We start from the raw sequence: 22,392 nt of genomic DNA on the forward strand, positions 1-22,392 counted from the left end.
CCTCAGAACGCAAGAGGCGTGTCGTCTGTCGAGGCTTCGATCGGGGCTTCGACCGGAGCGCCGATGGGCGGCTCGAGCGGAAGAACCGCCGCACTCATCGGCGCCTCCGCCTGGATCACCACGACGCGGGTGCCTTCGGGCACCCGATTGTATAGATCGATGACGTCCGCATTGAACATGCGGATACAGCCGCTCGAAACGGCGTTGCCGATCGACCAGGCCTCTGTCGTGCCATGTATCCGGAACAGCGTATCCTTGCCATCCTGGTATAGGTAGAGCGCCCGTGGCCCGAGCGGATTGGTCGGCCCAGGATCCATGCCGCCGGCAAGCGGGCCATAGCGGTCCGGCTCGCGGGCGACCATATCGGACGTCGGGATCCAGCGGGGCCATTGCGCCTTGCGGCCGATCCGCGCCTCGCCGGCAAATTCCAGCCCCGCCTTGCCGACACCGATCCCGTAGCGCAGCGCCATGCCGCCGCCCTGCACGAGATAGAGGTATCGGTCCGGCGTATCGATGACGATCGTGCCCGGCGGCTCGTGCGTGACGTAGGGCACCTGCTGGCGTAGGAAGCGGGGGTCGACCTTGCGGATGTCGGTCGCAGGCAGCGGGAACGCCTCGTCAGGCTGTGGTCCGTACATCGCCGTGAAATAGGGATCCGGCCCCCGCGGTCGGGACGGCTGCGCGGTACCCGTCGCGCAACCTGTCAGCGCGGCCAAAACCAGGAAGAGCGTGAGAGACTGGGCGAGACGGGACACACACATACTCCAAACAATCCTGATGATTGCCACGTCGAGATCGGCAGCTTCGACCTGTGCATGAAGCCTGGCCGCGATTCGGCTGGACGATGATTAGAATTGTAGTGCGGCGAACATGCCGCGGAAAGGGCGGCAGTAGTGGATCTTGGCCGCCGGCCGCGTGCCCTGTCGACACCCATCTTCGCTTGATCCGCTTTCCGCCTCGGGTGTATGCCTTTTTTCATGCAATGGAGCGATCAGGCCATCATTCTCGGCATCCGGCGGCACGGCGAAAGCACTGTCATCGCCGAAGTCATGACAGCCGCCCACGGGAGGCATCTCGGTCTCGTGCGCTCCGGGCGGTCGCGCACGATGCAGCCGGTGCTGCAGCCGGGCAATTCGGTGGAAGTCACCTGGCGCGCCCGGCTCGACGAACATCTCGGCGAGTTCCGCATCGAGCCGCTTGAACTGCGTGCCGCAAGGCTGATGGAGGCGGCAACCTCCGTCTATGGCATTCAGGCGCTGGGGGCGCTGCTAAGGCTCCTGCCGGAGCGCGATCCGCATCCGCATCTCTACGAGGCGCTCGCCGTCATCGTCGATCATCTCCAGGACCCGGCCGATGCCGGCGAATTGTTCGTACGTTTCGAACTCGCGGTCTTGAACGATCTCGGTTTCGGCCTCGCCCTTTCGGAGTGCGCGGCGACCGGAAGCCGAACCGACCTCGTCTACGTCTCGCCGAAGACCGGACGCGCCGTCAGCCGCGCGGCGGGTGCCCCTTACGCCGAGCGCATGCTTGCCCTTCCGGATTTCCTCTCGGGAGGGGACAGCGCGGCCGACTACGACAGCTTGGCCGCAGCTTTCCGCCTGACCGCCTATTTTCTCAACCGCCATGTCTATGAACCGCGCGGGTTGGACGCCTCATCGGCGCGCGACGGCTTCGTCCATGCGACGCTGAAGGCACTGAAGCCAGTCCCGCCCCCAGCTGCCTGAGACATAAAGCAGGCGCCGCACATGTCATGCGGCGCCTGCGATCATCGATTTTCCCGCATTACAACGACGCGCGTCTTTTCAAACGCGCAAAGGACGCTGTAACACTTTGAACCCGCGCATCAGGCGATCTTGCCGCCGCCCTGCTTGGTCACGGCGACCACGGCCGGGCGCACCGGCATGTCGTCGCGGAAGTCGGGCCAGCGCGTTGCCGGCTTCTCGTAAGTGGCAAGGCCGGCATCGCCCGGGTGCTGAACGGCGAGGAAGAAAGTGTCGCTCGTCGGGTTGAAGCTCGGGCCGCACATTTCCGCGCCGACCGGCACCCGGAAGAACAGCTTCGATGTGCCGCGTGCTTCACCTTCGGTTTCGATCGCCCAGACGCCATCGGTGCGGCCGGTTTCCTTCTCGTTGTTGCCGTCGGTCGATACCCATAGGCGCCCGTCCGAGTCGATCGCGCAATTGTCCGGCATGCCGAACCAGCCGTTCTTCGTCGTCGCCGTCGAGAAGGAAGCGCCGACATCCGCAACGCTCGGATCGCCGCATTTCAGCAGAACGTCCCACTTGGATTTCGTCGAGGCGAAGTCGCCATCCGTTTCGGAGATCTCGACGATGTGGCCGAAGGCGTTCTTGGCACGCGGATTGGCGGCGTCGACTTCTTCGTCCTTGCGCTTGGTATTGTTGGTCAGCATGACATAGACCTTGCCGGTCTTCGCATTGGGCTGGATGTCTTCCGGCCGGTCCATCTTGGTCGCGCCGAGAGCATCGGCTGCAAACCGGGTGTTGATCAGGACGTCGGCCTGCGAGGCAAAGCCGTTCTCGGCGGTCAGTGGACCCTCGCCATGGATGATCGGCATCCAGGTGACCGTGCCGTCCTCATCGAACTTCGCCACATAGAGCGTGCCTTCGTCGAAGAGGTCCATGTTGGCAGCGCGGTCGTTCGGGTTGTAGGTGCCCTTGGTCACGAATTTGTAGACATAGTCGTAACGCTCGTCGTCGCCGCTATAGAGAACGACGCGGCCGTCCTTGTTGACGATAGACTCGCAACCTTCGTGCTTGAAGCGTCCGACGGCGGTGCGCTTCTTCGGAACCGAGGTCGGGTCGAGCGGGTCGACCTCGACGACCCAGCCGAAGCGGTTGGCCTCGTTCGGATCCTTCGATACGTCGAAGCGATCGTAGAATTTCGACCACTCATATTGGCCGCCGGGCGCGCCGAGACGCTTCAACTGCTTGAATTCCGGATGATCCTCTGCGAGCTCGCCACCGAAATAGCCGTTGAAGTTTTCCTCGGCCATCATGTAGGTGCCCCAGGCGGTAACCCCACCTGCGCAATTGTTGATGGTGCCGAAGACTTTCTTGCCGGTCGGGTCGGCTACGGACTTGACGCGGTCATGGCCGGCCACCGGACCGGAGAGCTGCATTTCGGTGTTGGCCGTGATGCGGCGGTTGTACTTGCCGTCGAGAACCGGCTGCCACTTGCCATCGACCTTGCGGATCTCGATGACCGTGCCGCCATGGGCGGCCATCTCGATATCGACCAGTTCCTTGGTGTATTCGCCGAGAACGACCTTGTCTTCCTCCTTGCCGTCCTCCGTCACTTTTTCGACGCGGGCGAAGTTCGGGAACATGATCTCGGCGTTGGTGTATTCGTGGTTGACGACCAGCAGGCCGTGGTCAGGGCTGCCGTCGAGCGGAATGAAGCCGACATAGTCGTTGTTGTAGCCGAACTGGCGGTTTTGCGCTTCGGCCGTCTGCTTCAGCGGGTCGAACTCCGGGCTGTCGGCGAAAATCTTGTCGCCCCAGCGCAGCAGGATGTCGGCGTCATATCCTTCGGCGACATGGTGCGTCTCATCGACGCCGGCCTCGATCTCCTTGAAGTCGAAGCGCGTGGCGCTGTCATTGGCCCTCGCTTCGTCGGCCGAAAGCAGCGCAAGCGGGCTGACCGTCGTCGAAATTGCCGCAACCGCAAGCGATCCACCAAGGAAGGACCGGCGCGAGAAGCGGCGGTTGATGATGTCGCCCATGGTCACGTTGGTGGAACAGTTCTGGCCGATATCCTCCAGTTCCTCCCTGCGTTCCGTCAGCGTCTTGAATTCGGTTTCTTCCGTCGAGCCGAGATACTTGTCCATGGTCATTCTCCCCGTTGAGGACGATAGAAGCGCCGTTGATGTCTGCGGCGTTCATTATCGCTCTACCAGCTGGCTCATGACAGTTCCGCGACAGGTCGATGAAGAGATTACGGCTCTTCCGTCCTGTGGTTGCGGGAACGAGGCATGCGTCAAGCCGGATGTCTCCGCTGGCAATCCACGCTAACCTGTGCGAATCGTTCACAAGTCGTCGTGGTGTTGGGGACCCATGCTTGAGCTTATCGCGCTTGTTGCCTTTGCCATGGCGCTTGCCGCCTTTCTCGGCGGCCGCAGGACTGCGGACCGGCTGGATACCGAAATCGAGAGCCTGAAGGCGGAGATCGCCCGGCTCGCGGCGCAGGCCCCTGCGGACGCCATACCGGACCCTACAGCCTCCGCGCGAAAAGACGCCGGCGTTCCAGCCGCATCCGAGGTTGGGGAAGAAGCGGCTCCCGGACCGTGGTCGCAGGCGCGCGAGGGTGCCCGAATCTTCAGTGGCGACGCGACCGGTAGCCAGGGAACGGAGGAAGCGCAAAGCGGCGAACCTGTCCTCGCCACAGGCGCCGAACCCATCCTCCAGCGGTCTTCGGAGAGCCTCGAGAGCCGTATCGGCGGACGCTGGCCGGTCTGGGTCGGCGGGCTCGCGCTGGCGCTGGGCGGTTACTTCCTGGTGCAATATTCGATCGATGCGGGTCTCTTGAGCCCGGCGGTTCGCCTGACGCTTGCTGCGGTCTTCGGCCTCGTGCTCGGGGTCGCCGGTGAAGTGATCCGGCGCCGGGCGGTGCCGACGATCGCCGACCGGTTCCGCAATGCAATGATCCCAGGGGTGTTGACCGCAGCCGGTGCGGTCACGCTGTTCGGCGTCGTCTACGCAGCCTACGGCATTTACGACTACATGGGCCCGGCAACGGCCTTCGCGCTGCTGGCGCTAATTTCGCTGGCGACCGTCGGCCTGTCGTTGCTGCATGGCCAGGCGCTTGCCGGCCTTGGTCTTCTCGCCTCGCTGCTGACGCCCCTGTTCGTCTCGAGCGGCGAGCCGCGGCCGTGGGTGCTGTTCGGGTTTCTCGCAATTGCCTGGCTTGCGACGCTCGTAGCCTCGCGCCTGCGCCTGTGGACCGTCGTGCCAACCCTTGCAAATGCCGGTCTCGGACTTTGGGGACTGGCCTATGTCGCGCTGGCCGTGCCCTTCGAGGCCCCGCCGGTCGCCGCCGCGCTTGTGGTCATGATCGTCGGCGTCGGCTTGATCTGGCCCGGCAGCATCGCGCCTGAGACCCTCGCAACAACGGAGCCGAACGGGGTGCCAACCGCCGCTTCGGGCCCCTGGGGGCGGCTGTTTGCACCGCCCTATGTGGCGATCTCACTATCGGCGGCAATCGTGGCAACGCTCATCGCGCTGCTGTTTATCAGCCCGGCAGTTGAGGCCGATCGGTACCCGACCGCCGAATTCGTGGTCGTGGTTGCAACGCTCGCCGGGTTTGGCGCCCTGCGAGCCACTGCCGTCTATCCGGCACTGCTCGCGGCCGTCGGTGCCGTCGTCGGCACATGGACCCTGACCGCGCTCAGCAGTGTCCTCGCCTATCTCGACCCGACGCTGGCAATACCGGAGGTCGTCGTTCCAGGTAGGACGGCCATGCTCACGGCAATGATGCTCGCGGCGCTTTTCCTGCTGCTCGCCGCGGCCGTCCTTTCCCGCCTCGCCGGAGAGCGCCACTTCGCGATCCTTTGGGCCGGCATTGCCGCCGTCGTGCCGAATGCCCTCATTGCCATGTCGTTCCTGATGACGGGCAATTTCGCCTTCGACCTGCCGCACGGGCTTGCCGCCTTTGTCGGCGGGCTGTTCCTCCTTGTCCTCGTCGAATGGCTCTACCGCCGCAACGGCGAGGGGCGGGAGCTCGACGTCGCCGCCGGCCTGTTGGTCCTCGGCTCTTTCGGTCTCTTCGTCACCGGCCTGCATGCCTGGACCGATGGGCTCGTCACGACGCTTGCGCTCGCGCTTCTCGGCGCCGGATACACCTTTGCAACACGTTTCCGCGCCTGGCCCGTCCTGCCTTGGGTGACGGTCGTTTCCGCTATCGCCATCCTGGCGCGGATCGTCTGGGAGCCGACGATCGTCGGCCCCAACAGTCTTGGCACGACGCCGGTCTTCAACGCTCTTCTGCCCGGTTACGGCATTCCGGCATTGGTGCTCGTCGCCTGCGCCTATTTCCTGCGCGCTTCTCCGGATGTGCGGGTGCGCAACCTGCTGCAGGCGCTCGCAAGCCTTTTCGTGCTCCTGACGCTCGCGATCCTCGTGCGCCATGCGATGAACGGCGGCGTGCTCGACAGTTCTGTTCCGACGCTTGGCGAACAGGCGATCTACACACTGCTAGCGATCGGCGCCTCCGGCATTTTCATGACGCTCGACGGCAGATCGCCGAGCCCGGTGTTCCGCTACGGCGGCATGGCGCTTGGCGTGCTCTCGATGCTGTCGGTACTCTCGGCGCATCTCGTGGGGCTGAACCCCTATTTCAGCGGCGAATTGCTCGGCAAGGTTCCCTTCTTCGACCTGATCTTCATTGGCTATTTGCTGCCCGCCATCGGCTATGCCGGGCTGGCCTGGTATGCGCGGGGCAGGCGTCCGCAGCCCTATGTCATGGCGCTTGCGGTGAGCGGCGCGGTGCTTGCCTTCGCCTGGGCGACTTTGAGTGTGCGACGCTTCTGGCAGGGCGAGAGCGTCGCCGACTGGAAAGGCTTCCTGCAGGGAGAGACCTATACCTACTCGGTGGTCTGGCTGGTGCTCGGCGTCCTGCTGCTCGTGGTGGGCTCACGCTTCAACGCGAAGAGCATCCGCATCGCTTCGGCGGCACTGGTCTTCATTGCCGTGCTCAAGGTCTTCCTCGTCGACATGTCGAATCTCGAGGGGTTCCTGCGGGCACTCTCCTTCATCGGCCTCGGCGGCGTGCTGATCGGCATAGGGCTCTTCTACCAGAAGATACTTTCCAGCGGCGGGAGCGGTTCGGCCGATCCGCCCGGATCGATCACGGCTGCGCCGGAGCCGGGAGAGGGGGCGAGCCAGGCATGACGCGCCTTCACGCCCTGGCCACGGCCTTCGCACCGCATGAAGAGCTTGCCGACCAGCTTCTGCCGCATGCATTCTCCGGCGACGATGGCTCGCACGACGCCGCCCATCTCATCCGCGTCTGGAAGAACGCGGCGCGCATACAGGCGGAGGAGGGCGGCGACGGCCGCCAGCTCGCCGCCGCCGTCCTGCTGCACGATTGCGTCGCCGTCGAGAAGAACTCGCCTTTGCGGGCCGGCGCATCGCGGCTCGCTGCCGAAAAGGCGTGGCAAATCCTCGACGCCCTGCGCTGGCGTACGCTGGAAATTTCCGCCGTTGCCCATGCCATACTGACCCACAGCTTCTCGGCCAATATGACGCCGGAGACGCTCGAAGCGAAAATCCTGCAGGATGCGGATCGGCTCGATGCGATCGGCATGGTCGGCGCCGCGCGCTGCTTCTACATTGCGGGCCGCATGGGAAGCGGCCTCTATGATCCGCTCGATCCTCTAGCCGAGGACAGGCCGCTCGATGACAAGGCCTTTGCGATCGACCATTTTGAAACGAAGCTCTTGCGCCTCGCCGACGGTTTCCAGACCGCGGCGGGGCGTCGCCTGGCGCTGGAGCGGCAAGAGCGGCTGCGCAGCGTGCTTGCCATGCTGCTCGATGAAATCTAGACCAATTTTCAGTATGTTGCTGCCGCGCGGTGAATCAGATCGCGAACGGCCTGAATCGATATCTGAACGTGGAAGCCAAGGATGAAAGTCACCGGTCTCAACATCCACCCCTTGAAAAGCGGTCGCGCCGTGCCGCAGACGACCGTGACAGTCAATCTCGATGGGTTGGCCGGCGACCGGCGCTTCATGGTCGTCGAGCCCGATGGTCATTTCATCACGCAACGCGAGTTGCAGGCGCTGGCGCAGGTCGAAGCAATGCACATTGCCGGCGGTCTTCACCTGAGGATGAATGGCAACGAAATCGCCGTCCGCTTCGATCCGGATCGGCGGATCGACGTTCGCGTCTGGTCAAGCGACGTGAATGCTGCCGTCGCCGACGACGTCGTGAACGAGACGCTGTCGGCCTGGTTCGGACGGCCGGTCAAGCTCGTGCATATGGACGAAGAGGCCGAGCGATTCGTCGGCACCGAATGGGCCGGCGCGGCGGCGCCTGTCGGCTTTGCCGACGGCTTTCCGGTGCTGATCACGACGACCGGTTCGCTCGCAGACCTCAATCGCACGCTCGTCGGGAAGGGCCAGGAGCCGGTCGGCATGGAGCGCTTCCGGACCAATATCCTCATCGACTGTGATGAGCCCTGGGCCGAGGACCTGTGGGAAAGCCTGGAGATTGCCGGCATTGCCTTCGACCTCGTCAAGCCCTGCGCGCGATGCATCATGACCACGCAGGACCAGACGACCGGCGACCGCATCGGCGGCAATCCGATCCAGGGGCTTGCCGAAAAACGCATGTCGGCGGATCGCCGGGTGACGGGCGTGCTCTTCGGCTGGAACGCCGTTCCAAGGGGCGAGGGGACTGTCCGGCTGGGCGATGAGGCCAGAGTCATTCGGCGGCGCAGCGAACGCTGGCCGATGAAGGTGCGCGGCAGCGAGTGAGCGCAGGGGCGTTCCTCGCCATCAATTCCTGTGATCGCTTCGTCAATTTAATTGGCTTGCTCAATTTGAGACCCAACATAGGATGGCCCCTCAAAAGATCGGAGCTTCCTATGTCCGCTGCCAGTCCAGCCGCCAAGCATTCAACGCATCACCTGCCTTGGCTGATCATTGCTGCCGGGTCCATGATCGCGATGCTGACCTTCGGTCCTCGCTCGGCCATGGGCTTCTTCCAGTTGCCGATGCTCGCCGACACCGGCTGGGATCGGACGACGTTCGGACTTGCGATGGCGATCCAGAACCTCTGCTGGGGTCTCGGCCAGCCGTTCTTCGGGGCGATAGCCGACAAGTTCGGCACCTGGCGCATGCTGGCGCTATCCGGTCTGCTCTATTCCAGCGGACTCTTCATCATGGCCTTCGCCAGCGCGCCGATCTGGCTGCATGTGGGCGGCGGCGTGCTCGTCGGTCTCGGCGTCGCCTCCGGCTCCTTCGGCATCGTACTGTCGGCCTTCGCCCGCAATGTCGCGCCTCATCAGCGTGCACTTGTCTTCGGCATCGGCACAGCGGCGGGTTCGGCCGGCATGTTCCTGTTCGCGCCGCTAAGCCAGGGGCTGATTTCCGCCTATGGCTGGTCCGACAGTCTCATCTATCTTGGCTTCCTGATGCTGCTGGTGCCGCTCTTTGCCATCCCGTTGCGCGGCAACGCCACATCAGGGCTGCATTCGGAAGCGCTCTCGAAGCAGACTGTCGGCGAGGCTTTGAAGGAAGCCCTTGGACACAGGAGCTATCTGCTGCTCGTCTCCGGCTTCTTCGTCTGCGGCTATCAGGTCGCCTTCATCACGGCGCATTTCCCCGCCTATCTCGGCGACATCGGCATCGACGCGCGCTATGCGGTGATTGCGCTCGCGCTCATCGGTTTCTTCAACATCATCGGCTCGCTGTCGGCCGGCTTCATCAGCCAGCGCTATTCCAAGCCGTACTTCCTGGCATGGATTTACATTGGCCGCTCGGTTGCCGTCGCGGCCTTCCTGCTGCTGCCGCAATCGCCCACCTCGGTCATCATCTTCGCGGTGGTCATGGGCCTCTTGTGGCTGTCGACCGTGCCGCCGACCAACGCACTGGTGGCGGTCATGTTCGGAACGCGCCACCTTGGCTTGCTTGGCGGCGTCGTCTTCCTCTCCCACCAGGTCGGCTCCTTCCTCGGAGTTTGGATGGGCGGCTATCTCTACGACCGTCTCGGCTCTTACGATCCGGTCTGGTGGCTGGGGGTCGCGCTCGGCGTCCTCGCGGCCATCGTCCATTGGCCGATCGAGGAGAGGGGCGTCGTGCGCCCGGCCATGGCCTGATATCGAGGCGCTGCGCCCGGAGCGTCGGGCGCATCGCCTATTTGCGACGCTTGAAATCTGTCACAAAACTTTCTAAATCAGTGCGCGCGGCCTAGCCGCTTTTGTTTGGGCCTAATTATGCTCAATGTGAGTATAATTAGAGACTGCCCGGGATGACGAGAGGAGAGCCTCGATGACCATGCTTGACCTTCGCACCGAAGCAGCGACTGCTTCCGCATTCGTGAGCGCCGCGGCCCGTTTCGGTGTCGTCGAGAAACCGGATCTCGCCTTCACACCGGCGATCGCCCGCGAAACCGAGCATCTCTATGAGAAGGTCAAGGACTTTATCCCCGCATTCGAATGGGCCGCTTATGCGCCCTATGTGCATGCGATCAACCGTCTGAAGAAGGAGCGCAACGCAGTCATCCTCGCGCATAACTACCAGACGCCGGACATTTTCCACTGCGTCGCCGACATTGTCGGCGATTCGCTGCAGCTCGCCCGAGATGCCACCAAGGTCGATGCCGAGATCATCGTCCAGTGTGGCGTCCACTTCATGGCCGAGACCTCGAAGCTGCTCAATCCGGAAAAGACGGTGCTCATTCCCGACGCCAAGGCTGGTTGCTCCTTGTCGGAATCGATCACCGGCGCGGATGTGCGGCTGCTTAAGGAGCGCTATCCCGGCGTACCGGTCGTCACCTATGTCAACACGTCCGCCGACGTGAAGGCGGAGACGGATATCTGCTGCACCTCGTCCAACGTGCTCGCCGTCGTCGAGAGCCTCGAATCCGATACGGTTCTCTGCATTCCGGACGAATATCTGGCGATGAACGTCGCACGCCAGACCAACAAGAAGATCCTGACCTGGAAAGGCCATTGCGAGGTCCACGAGCGCTTCACCGCGGCCGAACTGCTCGCCTACAAGGAGGCCAACCCGGGCATCGAGATCATCGGCCATCCGGAGTGCCACCCGGATGTGATCGAGGTCTGTGATTTCTCCGGCTCCACCTCCGGGATGATCAACTATGTCAAGGACAAGCGGCCGCCGCGGGTGCTGCTCGTCACCGAGTGCTCGATGGCGTCCAACATCCAGGCGGAAGTTGAAGGCGTCGATTTCGTCAAGCCCTGCAACCTCTGTCCGCATATGAAGCGCATCACGCTGCCGAAGATCCTCGACAGCCTGCTCTACATGACGGAGGAGGTTCTGGTCGATCCGGCGATCGCCGACCGCGCGCGCCTTGCCGTCGAGCGCATGGTGAATCTCAAGCAGTAATCGCACCCGTGCAGGCCGTTGGAGGAGTTACCGAGCCATGCTGACCGATCATTTCCGCCCGCAATCCTTCAACGGGATCGATGACATCGTCATCGTCGGCGGCGGCCTTGCCGGGCTGTTCTGCGCGCTAAAGCTGGCGCCGCGCCCGGTTACCATTCTCGCCGCCGCGCCGATCGGTCACGGCGCGTCCTCCGCCTGGGCGCAAGGCGGCATCGCCGCGGCGATGAGCACGGGCGACACCTTCGGAAAGCATGTTGCCGACACGATCGCTGCCGGTGCCGGCATCGTCGACGAGAAGATGACCCGGATGATGGTTGCCGAGGGGCCGGCCCGCATCCACGACCTGCTTGAATACGGCGTGCCCTTCGACCGCGACCTCGAGGGCAAGCTTATCCTGTCGCGCGAGGCTGCGCATTCCGAGCGGCGCATCGTCCGCGTCAAGGGCGACATGGCCGGCAAGGCGATCATGGAGGCCCTGATCGCCGCGGTGCGCAGCACCCCGTCGATCCGCGTGATCGAAGGCTATGTGGTCGAGGAGCTGGTGCGCGAAGGCCGCTTCATTTCCGGCGTCGTCGCGCGGCCGGATGCGGGACAGTCGAAGACCCGCGTTTCCTTTCCGGCGCGCGCAGTGGTGCTTTGCTCCGGTGGTCTCGGCCACCTTTACGCCGTCACCACCAATCCGTGGGAAGCCTGCGGCCAGGGCGTCGGCATGGCGGCACGGGCCGGCGCGATCATCGCCGATCCAGAATTTGTGCAGTTCCACCCAACAGCGATCAATATCGGCAAGGATCCGGCACCACTCGCAACCGAAGCGCTGCGCGGCGACGGTGCGATCCTCGTCAATTCGAAGGGCCATCGCTTCATGCACGACATCCATCCGGATGGCGAACTTGCCCCGCGCGACATCGTCTCCCGCGGCGTCTTTGCCGAGGTGCAGGCTGGGCGCGGCGCCTTCCTCGATTGCACCAAGGCTGTGGGCAAGCATTTCCCGGACATGTTCCCGACTGTCTATGCCTCCTGCATGGCTGCCGGCATCGATCCGACAACGCAACCGATTCCAGTCGTGCCAGCAGTGCACTACCACATGGGCGGTGTGCTGACGGACGGGGAAGGCCGCACCTCGATCGATGGCCTCTGGGCGGCCGGCGAGGTGACCTCGACCGGCGTCCACGGTGCCAATCGGCTTGCCTCCAATTCTCTGCTCGAGGCCGTGGTCTTCGCGGCGCGGATTGCCGAAAACATCAAGGGTTCGCTGCCGGCGCCGAAGCTGACGGAATGGGGAGACGATGCCGGCGAGAACGACGATCCGGTGACGGTCGAGGACAGCCCGCCCTTCAAACGACTGCGTGGTCTGATGAGCGAATGCGTCGGCGTCGTCCGCACGCGCGAAAGCCTGCTGCAGGCGATCTGCGAGATCGCCGAATTGGAGCGGGTCAATACGCGATTGCGCTTTGCCAATATCATTACCACCGCCAAGCTCATCGCCGTCGCCGCCCTGCAGCGCACCGAGAGCCGCGGCGGTCATTTCCGCGCCGATTGCCCGACCGATCGTTCGGAATGGCAGCGGCGCACCTATCTGACGCTCGCACAAGCGGAACGCCTGGCCGCTGAGGCCATCGAGACAGAGCCGGCTTGACGCCGGCTGCCGCCTTCGTTGCTGAGACAACGCCGAATCGGAAAGAAAGATCATGACCGTTGCCCTCCGTCCGGAATTGCCTGCTCTCATGGTCGAGGAGCAGGTGAGGACCGCTCTCCTGGAAGACCTCGGCCGCGCCGGCGACATTACCACTCTGGCGACCATCGGACCGGAGATGACGGCGACCGCGACCATGCGCGTGCGCGAAGCGGGTGTCGTTGCCGGCCTGGACCCGGCACGCGCGGCCTTCCGCCTCATCGATCCTTCGATCCGCTTCGAGGCACTGGTTGCCGAGGGTGACCGTGTCGCACCGGGCGCGACCGTTGCGCGGATCACGGGCCGGGCCAGGGGCGTGCTTTCGGCGGAGCGTGTAGCGCTCAATTTCCTCATGCACCTCTCGGGGATTGCCAGCTATACGGCGAAGTTCGCCGACGAGATCGCCCACACGACGGCCAAGGTGTGCTGCACCCGCAAGACCATTCCCGGCCTTCGCGCGCTCGAGAAATACGCCGTTCGCCTGGGCGGAGGCTCCAACCATCGCTACGGCCTCGATGACGCGGCGCTGATCAAGGACAACCACATCGCGGTGTCCGGCGGCGTCGCCGGCGCCATTCGGGCGGCGCGCGCCTACTGCGGCCATCTGGTCAAGGTCGAGGTCGAGGTGGACGGGCTGGCGCAGATGCGCGAGGCGCTGACGGCAGTACCCGACGTCATCCTGCTCGACAATATGGGGCCTGAGCTTCTGCGCGAAGCGGTGGCCGTCAATGCCGCACATTGGGGGCTGAGCGCTGACGCTTATCCGGCCGACCCGCGCCGCACCCGGCTCGAGGCATCCGGCAATGTCAGGATCGAGACCATACGCGCGATCGCCGAGACCGGCGTCGACTACATCTCGACGTCGAAGATCACCATGGCGGCACCGACGCTCGACATCGGGCTCGATATTTCGATCTGATCCCACTTCCTCCATAATTGTCGTGGGAACGAGATCGGCAACCGCGCGTTGCTCCTCAAACCGACAGCGAGGAAAGAACGATGATGATCAGGGTGATAATCGCGCTCGCCGTCTCCGCGGGACTGGCAGCCGCTGCCTCGGCGCAACAATCATCGCAGACGGCGACGGCGGAATTCGTCGGTACCGACGGCACGGACATCGGGCGGGCGACGTTGATGTCCGGCGGCAAGGGTGTGCTGATCGAGATGGAGGTCAGCGGCCTTCCCAAGGATACATGGGTGGCCTTCCACGTTCATGAAGACGGGCGTTGCGAAGTGTCGCAAGGCTTCGAATCGGCCGGCAAGCACTTTGCCGACGGAAACGAGGGCGCCGAGCATGGATTCCTTGCTATCCAAGGTCCGCATGCCGGCGACATGCCCAATCAATATGTGGGTGCCGACGGTGTGTTGCGCGCGCAGGTGTTCAACAGCTTCGTCTCGCTCGACGACAAGGCAACGGCCATACGCGGACGGGCCCTGGTCATCCATGCGCGATCGGACGACAATCGCAGCCAGCCGGCCGGAGATGCCGGCGATCGGCTGGCCTGCGCTGTTATTAAATAGACATCATCTTCCTCCGCCGACCTTGAGGCCGGGGGCAGGGCGTTCGTCGAGAATTTGCCGGCGGAAGCGAAAAAGTGCAGCCGGCCGGCCGCCGGTCGATGCAAGCGTCCCCCCGGTCGGTTCGACGAGTTCGGCGCCCTCGACCAGCCGGCGGAAGTTCTGCTTGTGCAGATGGCGGCCGGAGATCGCCTCGACCGTCGCCTGAAGGTCGGTAAGGGTGAATTCCGGCGGCATCAGTTCGAAGACCACGGGTCGGTATTTGATCTTGCCACGCAGCCGGGCGACGGCGGTCGCGACGATGCGGCGATGGTCGTGCCGCATCGCCAGCCCGGCCGCCGGCTTGTCGGGTTTACCGCAGTGGCCGTCGATCACCGCTTCGCGCACCAGCCCGGCTTCGTAAAGCAGCTCGTAGCGTTCCAGCACGCGTTCCTCGTCCCAGGGAAAATCGTCGAGGCCAAAGGCCAGCCGCACACGCGACCGGCGCTGCGCGCTCGCAGCGGATTTCTCGTCGCCATTGGGGCCGGCTTCCCAGCGGCTGAGTGCGGGCAGAATCGCCTGGTCGAGCACGTGAGGACGTCCCTGGCGCCAGTCCTCCCAAGGCAGGTAGCCGTACCAATCCCGCCAATGGGCGCCGGCTTCCGCCAATCTCTCGTTGTTCTCGGCATCCGTGCGCGTCAGCGCCAGATAGCCGACGGAGACCATGTGCTTGCCTTCTTCACCGGGCAGGCGCTGGCGACCGCGATCGCCGAAGGTGTAGAGCTGCTCGATATAGCCGAGCTTCAGCGCCGTTCGCTTTTCGACGCGGGCGCGCAGGCTGGCCTCGAAGGTGCGGTGGCGCGCCGGGTCGAAGGGTCCGAAGGGCAGGCCGTCGCGCGTGTCACCGTCCGTTTCGCTGACCGCGAGGATGCGCGGACTGCGGTTGACCACGGCGACAATGACCGCGTTGAGGCCAATCTCGACGGTGGCCGGCATCCCTTCAGTCTGCATCGTGCCCTTCTTCCGGAAGAAGCGGCAGGAGGAACGGGGCATTGCCGTCGGCGTCCGCGCCGCGACCGATCGCCCGCACCGCGGCGACGAGCCTCCCCTGTCGCGCCAGCGCCAGATCGCCGATCTCCACGAGCCGCGCATTCGGCGTCGCAAAGGGCGAGGCGAGCCGCAGGCGCTTTACCAGCGCGTCGTCGTCCTGGTCCGGTTCGACGGCAAGCGCCGCGATCAGCGCCGCGGCGGGCGAGCGGGAGACTCCCATCCAGCAATGGACCAGCAGCGGGCGGGATCGGTCCCAGTTGCGGACGAAGTCGATGATCTGCACGACATGCGCCTCCTGCGGCGCGATCAAGTCGCCCGTTCCGGCAAAGCTGATATCGTTGACACCGATCTTCAGATGCCTCGCCCCGTCGATCACCGCCGGGCGGTGAAAATCCTGACCCTTTGCCACCAGGCTGAGCATCTCGCGGCAACCGTGGCGGACAGCCATTTCCGCGATGCGGCCGAGCGGGGAGATGACGATGCCCGCCATGTCAGGCCTCCTGGCTCGTCTTGGCGCGTTCCGTCTCCAGCGATGTGAAACGCTCGGCGAAAAGCCGCTGTGCATCGACCGCCGGCAAAGGATCGATCAGCAGGGTCTCGCGGGTGACGCCGCGCGGCTGCCCGAAGAACTTGCGCGCTTCCTCCGGTGCAAAGCCGGCAAGTTCCGTCGCTTCGAAATAGGCGGCGATGCGGTCGGCCTTCTTGATCCGCTCCTTGAGCTCCTTAGGGGTATGGGGCGGCAGGCCGAAGCGCAGATGAACGGCGCCTTCGAGGCGCTTCTCCACCGCCTTGTAACCGCCGCCGACCACGGCCTTGAATGGCGAAATCATGTCGCCGATGACGTATTCGGGCGCGTCGTGAAGGAGCGCCATCAGGCAATCGGCGGCGTTGCAGCGATTGGTGCGGCGAAAGATGTCTTCGACTAGCAGGCTGTGCTGGGCGACAGAGAAGGCGTGGTCGCCAGTCGTCTGGCCGTTCCAGCGGGCCACCCGGGCAAGTCCGTGGGCGATGTCGGCAAGCTCGACATCAAGCGGCGAGGGATCGAGCAAATCGAGCCGTCGGCCGGAAAGCATCCGCTGCCAGGCGCGCGCATTCATCATGCGCTCGCCTCGTCCGCCTCGGCCGGAAAGGCGAGGCCGGTCCAAGCGGGCAATGTCAGTGTAACCGGCACATCGCCGGCGAGAATGGGCTCGCCCTTGGCGATCGCTTCGCCCGCCTTGTCGATCCGCACGATTGCCAGACCCGCCTTGTCCTGAACGGTGCCGAGCGCGCCGATCGGGCGGCCATTGACGGAAAGGCTCGTGCCGGTCGGCGGGAGCTGTGCCTCGCCGGCGACGATCACGACACGCCGCCGCGCAGTACCGCGGTGCTGCATGCGCGAGACGACCTCCTGGCCGACATAGCATCCCTTGCGGAAGGAGAGGCCGCCGTTCAGATCCATCAGCACGTCATGCGGAAAGGCGTCCTGCAGCGCGTAGTCACGGTCCACCACGGCGATGCCGGCTGCGATCCGCAGCCGGTCGTAATCGGCGACGCCGGCCTCCGCGCCGGCGATTTGGTGATAGAGACGGAATACGGAAATGCCTGCTTTCTCGAAACGATGGTCGCGGTAGCTGGCCTCGGGCCGCCGGTCCTCCCCGAAGACGATTGCGACCGGCGCCGGCGTGAGGAGGGAGAGCTCCACCACCGATCGCAGCTTGTACATGGTCAGCCGCTTTAACAGCGCCTCGGCCTGGTCCCGGGACGTTTCTAGCCGCAGCGCCTCCCCATCGCGGGAGACCAGGAAGTCGAAGAGGATTTTGCCCTGCGGCGTCAGCAGCGCACCCGGCCGTGCTTCATCCGGGGCCAGCGCGCCGATGTCGGTGGTGACCAGGCCCTGCAGCAGGGCGTCGGCGTCCTTGCCGGAAACGCTGATCAGCGCACGATCGTCGAGGCGAAGTTTGGGCATGGTTTCGAATCCCGTTCTCTTTGATGAAGAGGTAGGATTTCCGCTGCTTAAGGGCAAGCGCACAGAGCGGGATGCGCAAAGGTGCGAAGCGGTTTTCCGCCGCCGTCCCGCCCTCGTCAACTGATCGAGGATGCTCAGTCGCCGGCGACGAAGAATTTCCACTGGCCGTCGGGCGTGATCCCGACGCGGTAGAAATTGTAGTTGCCCAGTTCCTCCATCCCGGCGAAATCGCCGGCGGTCACCAGCCGGAAAAGGTCGACCTTCTCCGGAGGGGTCAGGGAAGACAACGGCTTTTCGGCGAAATAGGGCCAGACATAGGCTTCCTCCGGCGTGCCCTTGTCGGCAAGGACGAAGCCGGTCGAAAGGACATCGAGCAGGATCGCCAGGATCTCGACGCCATCCTGGTCGCCGGACAGACCCTTCAGCGTTGCGATCGGATCTTCCTCGCCGCCGCTGCCGCTCACCTGAGTCTGGGTCGGTCCCTTGCCGAGCAGGGGACGAAGCCGCTCGATGTCGCCGGAGGCCGCCGCCTCGACGATGAGTTCGCGCATGCGTGCGACTGGAGCCGGAATTTTCGAGACGTCGGTCAGGACCTCGACCGGCTGGACCACTTCGGGCGCGGCATCCTTGGTCCCGGTCGCGGCCTTGTCGACGAGCGGATCGGGCATCGGAATTTCGAGCGGCACCTGGTCGGCCGGCTCGGCCTCTTCAGGCGCCTCCGCCGGTGCCGCGTTCTCCGCACTGTCAGCAGCGGCGGGAGGAGGTGCGCCTTTGAGTTCACTCAATGCAAATGCAGCCGGAGCCGCCATCGGGACGTAAGATGCGGCGCCCGCCAACAGCATGACGAGGCGCACCGCTCCGGTACGGCCTGCAAGGTTCCGGGTCATGGGCAGTCCCGATGTTATTGAATTGACCGCTGCGGCGAGAATTCTCCGGCGAGCATGCGCTCACGAAGCGAATTCAGCATGGCCTCGGCGCCGTCTTCGCCATGCAGCCGAATGGTTTCCCGCATGGCCAGTGCTATCGCCGCGTCGGCAATGATTTCCGGCTCGATCCCATCCGCCATGCCGTCCGCCCAGGCTTCGTTCTGGTGTTCCAGCGCTGCCTGCATTTTCTCATGAACGATCATGTCGTCGATGTCGGTCAGGCTTGGTTCCATCATTCGTTCCATGCGGCTTCCATCACGTACACTTGGCTTAACCTAGCGCCTATCCGCTGAACCGTAACTGAACGGGCAGACGGGCGGGTCACCTCTTATCACTCTCTTAACAACTTATCAGTCTTTTCCCGAAACGACACGGCCTCCCGGAAAAAGAGGTTAATTTCCCGCTAATTTCCAAAGCGCGCGACGATTTCGGACGCGAGTGTTGCACCTTCGGCACGGTATCGTTCCTCGGCGAGCGTCGCTGGCTCCGTGCAGGCCGTATAGACCGAGGCGAAGGTTCTATACCCACGGTTGAATGCGGCCGTCATACGCTCGCGCCGTTTCGGCTCATCGGCCGTCTCCTTGTCGATCAGCTCCTGCATCGAACGCCGCCAGCCATCTTCGGGCTGGTTGAGACAGAGATTGCGCAGGTAGTGAACCGATCCGAGGATTTCGGCCAGGCGGATGAGGCGCTGTTCATAGGGCGGGGGCTTGTCTTCGACAGGAGGCGGGGTGGCGTGCGTTTCCGGAGGGGCGGGAGTGGCCTCCTGCGCGGTAGCGCCCGCTGGGATCGCGAGTGCGGTGCCGGCGAGGAGTATTCGGAAAATGAGGGGCGCAACGGTCATGGCTCCATCAAATCCGAATCGGCTCCGCTTGCAAGAGCGTCGCGGTCCGGGCGGGCGGACGGCCGAAGACGGGTCAGCTTTTCCACACAATGACGCACACTCTCGGGAATGGGCAGGGCGAAAATCTCCTCCGGCGTGAACCAGCCGAGGTCCGCGGCATCGTCGGAAGCAACGGCGTCGCAATCGGCATCCGCCGCTACCGTGAAGACAGAGAGCAGGAAATGTCGGCTCTCCGCGTGGCTCGGAACAAGATCGTAGGTCTCGAAAAGAACCGGGTCGCGGCCGCAGATTCCGGTTTCCTCGGCGAGTTCGCGCAACGCGGTTTCCGCGGGCGTTTCGCCGGGCTCCGCCCGGCCGCCCGGAAAAGCATACATGTCCGCCGACGGCGGATTGGCTCGGCGGACGAGCAGATAGCGCCCATCGCGTTCGAGAATGGCGGAGGAGGCAAGCTGGGGTAGAAGCGGCATAGGGATCTGGGTTCGCATGGTCGTTGACCCATCCTACGTGAAATGCCACACCGATGTCATGTGTGGACGTTTTGCGCTGACGGCGACCCCGGAAGAACTGCTGGAACTGTTTGGCCTCTTGAACGTGGACGATTTTCCGCCGCGGTTCAACGTGGCGCCGACGCAACCAATCCTCATCGTCGTCGCTTCGGAGCGGGCGGAGCCGGGTAGCAACCTGCCCGACCGCAAGGCCATGCTCGTCCGCTGGGGCCTCACGCCAGGTTGGGTCAAGGACCCGCGCACCTTTCCTTTGCTCATCAATGCACGCGCCGAAACCGCGACCGGCAAGGCCGCCTTTCGTGCGGCGATGCGACACCGCCGTATTCTGGTGCCGGCGTCCGGCTTCTATGAATGGCATCGCCCACCGAAGGGCAGTGGAAAGGCGTCGCAGGCCTATTGGGTCCGGCCGAAAAAGGGTGGCATCGTTGCCTTCGCCGGCCTGATGGAAACCTGGTCATCCGCCGATGGCTCGGAAGTCGATACGGCAGCGATCCTGACGACCGGTGCGAGCAAGGCGATCCAGCATGTTCATGATCGCATGCCGGTGGTGATCCAGCCGGAAGACTTCGCCCGCTGGCTGGACTGCAGGACGCAGGAACCCCGGGAGGTGGCCGATCTCATGGTCCCGGCGCAGGAGGATTTGTTCGAGGCGGTACCAGTGTCGGACAAAGTCAACAAGGTCGCCAATACCGGGCGCGATCTCCAGGAGGAGATCACGCCGATCCCGGCGACAAAGGTCCGCGTCGACGACGGCGACAGCCGGCAGATGTCGCTCTTCTGACCGGTTCGCCCCTATCGGGCGGGACGCTTGACGTGTTTTTTGCCGCCGGCCGGCTTCGCCTTGACCTGTAGGGCGGCGGCGACCACGGCCCGGAGGCCGAGCGGACGATACTGAGCCACCAGGTTTGCGGCCGGCGGCTTGCGATTGGTGGTTTTGGCGGGCTTCACTTTCAGATCTCCTTGATGCTTCCCCGCTGCATGTTTCCTTGAATCGGAGCCGATTGTGTCAAAACATGCAGCAATTCAAAGTGCTACAGCGACCTTGTGCGCTTAATGAGACGCACGGCCCTGTAAAATGGAAACGTCTCGCCTTCGCATTTGTGCCCGAAAACGCGTTTCTTCTTGTTCCGCAGGAAACATGAGCCGACGCGGCAGCGGATTGCAGCGCGAATCAGGGTCCCGCGTGACAAACCCGGTCCGGCCAAATCGTGACAAATCCATGACAGGTTCTCTTGGTGGTGCCGACCTCTGCTTGCATGCTGCCGGCCTCTTGACCGGCGCCATGCGACGCGCGATAAGGATCGCCATGAAAACGGTTATCTGCATTATTTGCCGGAAGATTATTCGCTAGCGATCCGCTGGCCTGGCCGTTTTCGTCTCCCGAAATCCAAGATGACAAACGTGCGGGCCGGCCCGGGCGTATAGTGTTACGGTTGCATGCGGTCTTGGAGAATTGGGATGGGCGGAGTGCCAACTTTGAAGCTGTACAACACGCTGACGCGGGAAAAGGCCGATTTCCGGCCGATCGACCCTCGGAACGTCCGCATGTATGTCTGCGGCCCGACCGTCTACGACTATGCCCATATCGGCAATGCGCGGCCGATCATCGTCTTCGACGTGCTTTTCCGGCTGCTTCGCCATGTCTATGGCGAAAGCCAGGTCACCTATGCGCGCAATATCACGGACGTCGACGACAAGATCAACGCACGCGCCTTGCGCGACTATCCCGGCCTGCCGCTGAACGAAGCGATCCGGCGTGTGACCGAAAAGACCGAGACGCAGTTCCTGGACGATGCCGCGGTGCTCGGCTGCCTCGAGCCCACGGTGCAGCCGCGCGCCACCGAGAGCATTCCCCAGATGGTCGAGATCATCGAAAAGCTCATCGCCAAGGGCCATGCATACGAGTCCGAGGGCGAGGTGCTTTTCGACACGAAGTCGATGGCGGATTACGGTCAGCTTTCCAAGCGCAACCTCGACGAGCAGCAGGCGGGTGCCCGTGTCGCGGTCGAGGCCCACAAGAAAAATCCAGGCGACTTCGTGCTCTGGAAGCTCTCGCAGCAGCACGAGCCCGGCTGGGAAAGCCCTTGGGGACGCGGCCGGCCCGGCTGGCATATCGAATGCTCGGCGATGAGCGTCCGCTATCTCGGCGAAGTCTTCGACATCCATGGGGGCGGGCTCGATCTGATCTTCCCGCATCACGAGAACGAGATCGCCCAGTCGCGCTGCGCGCACGGCACGGATGTCATGGCCAATGTCTGGATGCACAACGGCTTTCTGCAGGTCGAAGGCCGCAAGATGTCGAAGTCCGAGGGCAATTTCGTCACCATCTACGAACTGCTGCACACGGAGAAATTCGGCGGCCGCAAATGGCCGGGCGAGGTGCTGCGGCTGGCGATGCTGATGACGCACTATCGCGAGCCGATCGATTTTTCGCTGAAGCGCCTGGAAGAGGCCGAGCACCTGCTCTCCAGATGGCCGGTGCCCGGTGAGGCGACCGGTGAGGCGGACGCAGCCGTCGTGGCGGCGCTTGCCGACGACCTCAATACGGTCGCGGCGATCCAGGCGTTGCATGGCCTGGCGCAGAAGGCGTCGGCCGATGCGCAGCATCTCGGCGCCTTCGCCGCGAGCGCCGCGCTGATCGGCGTGCTGCCGAAGGAGATCGAGCTCGATGAGGCGGTCGTAGAGGAGATCGACGGCCGCGTGCGTGCCCGCCTCGAGTTCCTGAAGGCGAAGAACTATGCCGAGGCTGATGCAATCCGCGCCGATCTCGTGGCCCGCGGCGTCCAGCTCAAGGACGGCAAGGATCCGGAAACCGGCGAACGGGTGACGACCTGGGAAGTGAAACGGTCACAGACCTGATCGC

The 22,392-nt window shown here is 64.0% G+C and carries 22 protein-coding genes; 11 read left to right on the forward strand and 11 right to left on the reverse strand.

The annotated features are described in order from the left end of the window. Positions 1–2 precede the first annotated feature (2 nt). Positions 3–761 (reverse strand): L,D-transpeptidase, encoded by a 759-nt coding sequence (locus tag RHIBR816_RS0124320; protein ID WP_018239211.1) that lies wholly within the window; start codon positions 759–761, stop codon positions 3–5. A gap of 216 nt (positions 762–977) precedes the next feature. Here RHIBR816_RS0124320 and recO point away from each other — a divergent pair, with 216 nt between their 5' ends. Beyond that, positions 978–1,724, forward strand: a complete 747-nt coding sequence (recO, locus tag RHIBR816_RS0124325; RefSeq protein WP_026187381.1) for a DNA repair protein RecO — start codon at positions 978–980, stop codon at positions 1,722–1,724. 119 nt (positions 1,725–1,843) lie between these two features. On the opposite strand, the gene RHIBR816_RS0124330 is transcribed toward recO, so the two are convergent. Next, positions 1,844–3,847, reverse strand: a complete 2,004-nt coding sequence (locus tag RHIBR816_RS0124330; protein ID WP_018239213.1) for a PhoX family phosphatase — start codon at positions 3,845–3,847, stop codon at positions 1,844–1,846. A 226-nt stretch (positions 3,848–4,073) separates the two neighbouring features. Here RHIBR816_RS0124330 and RHIBR816_RS0124335 point away from each other — a divergent pair, with 226 nt between their 5' ends. The 8 genes from RHIBR816_RS0124335 to RHIBR816_RS0124370 all read left to right on the forward strand — a co-directional run bounded on the left by RHIBR816_RS0124335 (position 4,074) and on the right by RHIBR816_RS0124370 (position 14,279). Then, a complete protein-coding gene (locus RHIBR816_RS0124335) occupies positions 4,074–6,905 on the forward strand; it encodes a DUF2339 domain-containing protein (RefSeq protein ID WP_018239214.1) in 2,832 nt (943 codons plus the stop codon). Continuing rightward, positions 6,902–7,558 carry an HD domain-containing protein gene (locus RHIBR816_RS0124340; RefSeq protein ID WP_018239215.1) on the forward strand — a complete coding sequence of 219 codons (657 nt, stop codon included), beginning with the start codon at positions 6,902–6,904 and terminating at the stop codon, positions 7,556–7,558. Before RHIBR816_RS0124335 ends, RHIBR816_RS0124340 begins: the two co-directional genes overlap by 4 nt. An 81-nt stretch (positions 7,559–7,639) precedes the next feature. Continuing rightward, entirely contained in the window at positions 7,640–8,491 is an 852-nt protein-coding gene (locus RHIBR816_RS0124345; RefSeq protein ID WP_018239216.1) for an MOSC domain-containing protein, read from the forward strand. Positions 8,492–8,601: 110 nt separating this feature from the next. Further along, positions 8,602–9,834: an MFS transporter gene (locus RHIBR816_RS0124350; RefSeq protein ID WP_018239217.1), complete on the forward strand. Its 1,233-nt coding sequence runs from the start codon at positions 8,602–8,604 to the stop codon at positions 9,832–9,834. 172 nt (positions 9,835–10,006) lie between these two features. Further along, positions 10,007–11,086: a quinolinate synthase NadA gene (nadA, locus tag RHIBR816_RS0124355; protein ID WP_018239218.1), complete on the forward strand. Its 1,080-nt coding sequence runs from the start codon at positions 10,007–10,009 to the stop codon at positions 11,084–11,086. A 37-nt stretch (positions 11,087–11,123) separates the two neighbouring features. Continuing rightward, entirely contained in the window at positions 11,124–12,722 is a 1,599-nt protein-coding gene (locus tag RHIBR816_RS0124360; protein WP_018239219.1) for an L-aspartate oxidase, read from the forward strand. Between the two features lie 52 nt (positions 12,723–12,774). Then, positions 12,775–13,677 carry a carboxylating nicotinate-nucleotide diphosphorylase gene (gene nadC, locus RHIBR816_RS0124365; RefSeq protein WP_018239220.1) on the forward strand — a complete coding sequence of 301 codons (903 nt, stop codon included), beginning with the start codon at positions 12,775–12,777 and terminating at the stop codon, positions 13,675–13,677. Between the two features lie 83 nt (positions 13,678–13,760). Continuing rightward, positions 13,761–14,279, forward strand: coding sequence for a superoxide dismutase family protein (locus RHIBR816_RS0124370; protein ID WP_026187382.1), 519 nt, complete (start codon positions 13,761–13,763; stop codon positions 14,277–14,279). 3 nt (positions 14,280–14,282) lie between these two features. Here the strand turns inward: RHIBR816_RS0124370 and RHIBR816_RS0124375 are convergent, their stop codons facing one another. The 8 genes from RHIBR816_RS0124375 to RHIBR816_RS0124410 all read right to left on the reverse strand — a co-directional run bounded on the left by RHIBR816_RS0124375 (position 14,283) and on the right by RHIBR816_RS0124410 (position 19,490). Beyond that, entirely contained in the window at positions 14,283–15,308 is a 1,026-nt protein-coding gene (locus tag RHIBR816_RS0124375) for an NAD regulator (protein ID WP_026187383.1), read from the reverse strand. After that, entirely contained in the window at positions 15,256–15,795 is a 540-nt protein-coding gene (locus RHIBR816_RS0124380) for a tyrosine phosphatase family protein (RefSeq protein WP_018239223.1), read from the reverse strand. Before RHIBR816_RS0124380 ends, RHIBR816_RS0124375 begins: the two co-directional genes overlap by 53 nt. Position 15,796: 1 nt before the next feature. Then, positions 15,797–16,405, reverse strand: a complete 609-nt coding sequence (locus RHIBR816_RS0124385; protein ID WP_018239224.1) for a YfbR-like 5'-deoxynucleotidase — start codon at positions 16,403–16,405, stop codon at positions 15,797–15,799. Then, positions 16,402–17,253: a folate-binding protein YgfZ gene (locus RHIBR816_RS0124390; protein WP_018239225.1), complete on the reverse strand. Its 852-nt coding sequence runs from the start codon at positions 17,251–17,253 to the stop codon at positions 16,402–16,404. Before RHIBR816_RS0124390 ends, RHIBR816_RS0124385 begins: the two co-directional genes overlap by 4 nt. Positions 17,254–17,387: 134 nt before the next feature. Next, complete coding sequence (locus tag RHIBR816_RS0124395) at positions 17,388–18,140, reverse strand: hypothetical protein (protein WP_018239226.1); 753 nt, start codon at positions 18,138–18,140, stop codon at positions 17,388–17,390. 14 nt (positions 18,141–18,154) lie between these two features. Further along, positions 18,155–18,424: a hypothetical protein gene (locus tag RHIBR816_RS0124400; protein WP_018239227.1), complete on the reverse strand. Its 270-nt coding sequence runs from the start codon at positions 18,422–18,424 to the stop codon at positions 18,155–18,157. Between the two features lie 158 nt (positions 18,425–18,582). Then, complete coding sequence (locus tag RHIBR816_RS0124405) at positions 18,583–19,023, reverse strand: TIGR02301 family protein (protein ID WP_018239228.1); 441 nt, start codon at positions 19,021–19,023, stop codon at positions 18,583–18,585. Then, entirely contained in the window at positions 19,020–19,490 is a 471-nt protein-coding gene (locus RHIBR816_RS0124410; protein ID WP_018239229.1) for an NUDIX hydrolase, read from the reverse strand. Before RHIBR816_RS0124410 ends, RHIBR816_RS0124405 begins: the two co-directional genes overlap by 4 nt. 58 nt (positions 19,491–19,548) lie before the next feature. Here RHIBR816_RS0124410 and RHIBR816_RS0124415 point away from each other — a divergent pair, with 58 nt between their 5' ends. Then, complete coding sequence (locus RHIBR816_RS0124415; RefSeq protein ID WP_018239230.1) at positions 19,549–20,310, forward strand: SOS response-associated peptidase; 762 nt, start codon at positions 19,549–19,551, stop codon at positions 20,308–20,310. Positions 20,311–20,321: 11 nt separating this feature from the next. On the opposite strand, the gene RHIBR816_RS38070 is transcribed toward RHIBR816_RS0124415, so the two are convergent. After that, positions 20,322–20,477: a hypothetical protein gene (locus tag RHIBR816_RS38070; RefSeq protein ID WP_018239231.1), complete on the reverse strand. Its 156-nt coding sequence runs from the start codon at positions 20,475–20,477 to the stop codon at positions 20,322–20,324. A gap of 510 nt (positions 20,478–20,987) precedes the next feature. Here RHIBR816_RS38070 and cysS point away from each other — a divergent pair. Then, the gene (cysS, locus tag RHIBR816_RS0124425; protein WP_018239232.1) at positions 20,988–22,388 is read left to right on the forward strand and encodes a cysteine--tRNA ligase; all 1,401 of its coding nucleotides are present in this window, start codon (positions 20,988–20,990) and stop codon (positions 22,386–22,388) included. Positions 22,389–22,392 lie beyond the last annotated feature (4 nt).

The organism is Ensifer sp. BR816 (assembly GCF_000378985.1).
Taxonomy (GTDB): domain Bacteria; phylum Pseudomonadota; class Alphaproteobacteria; order Rhizobiales; family Rhizobiaceae; genus Sinorhizobium.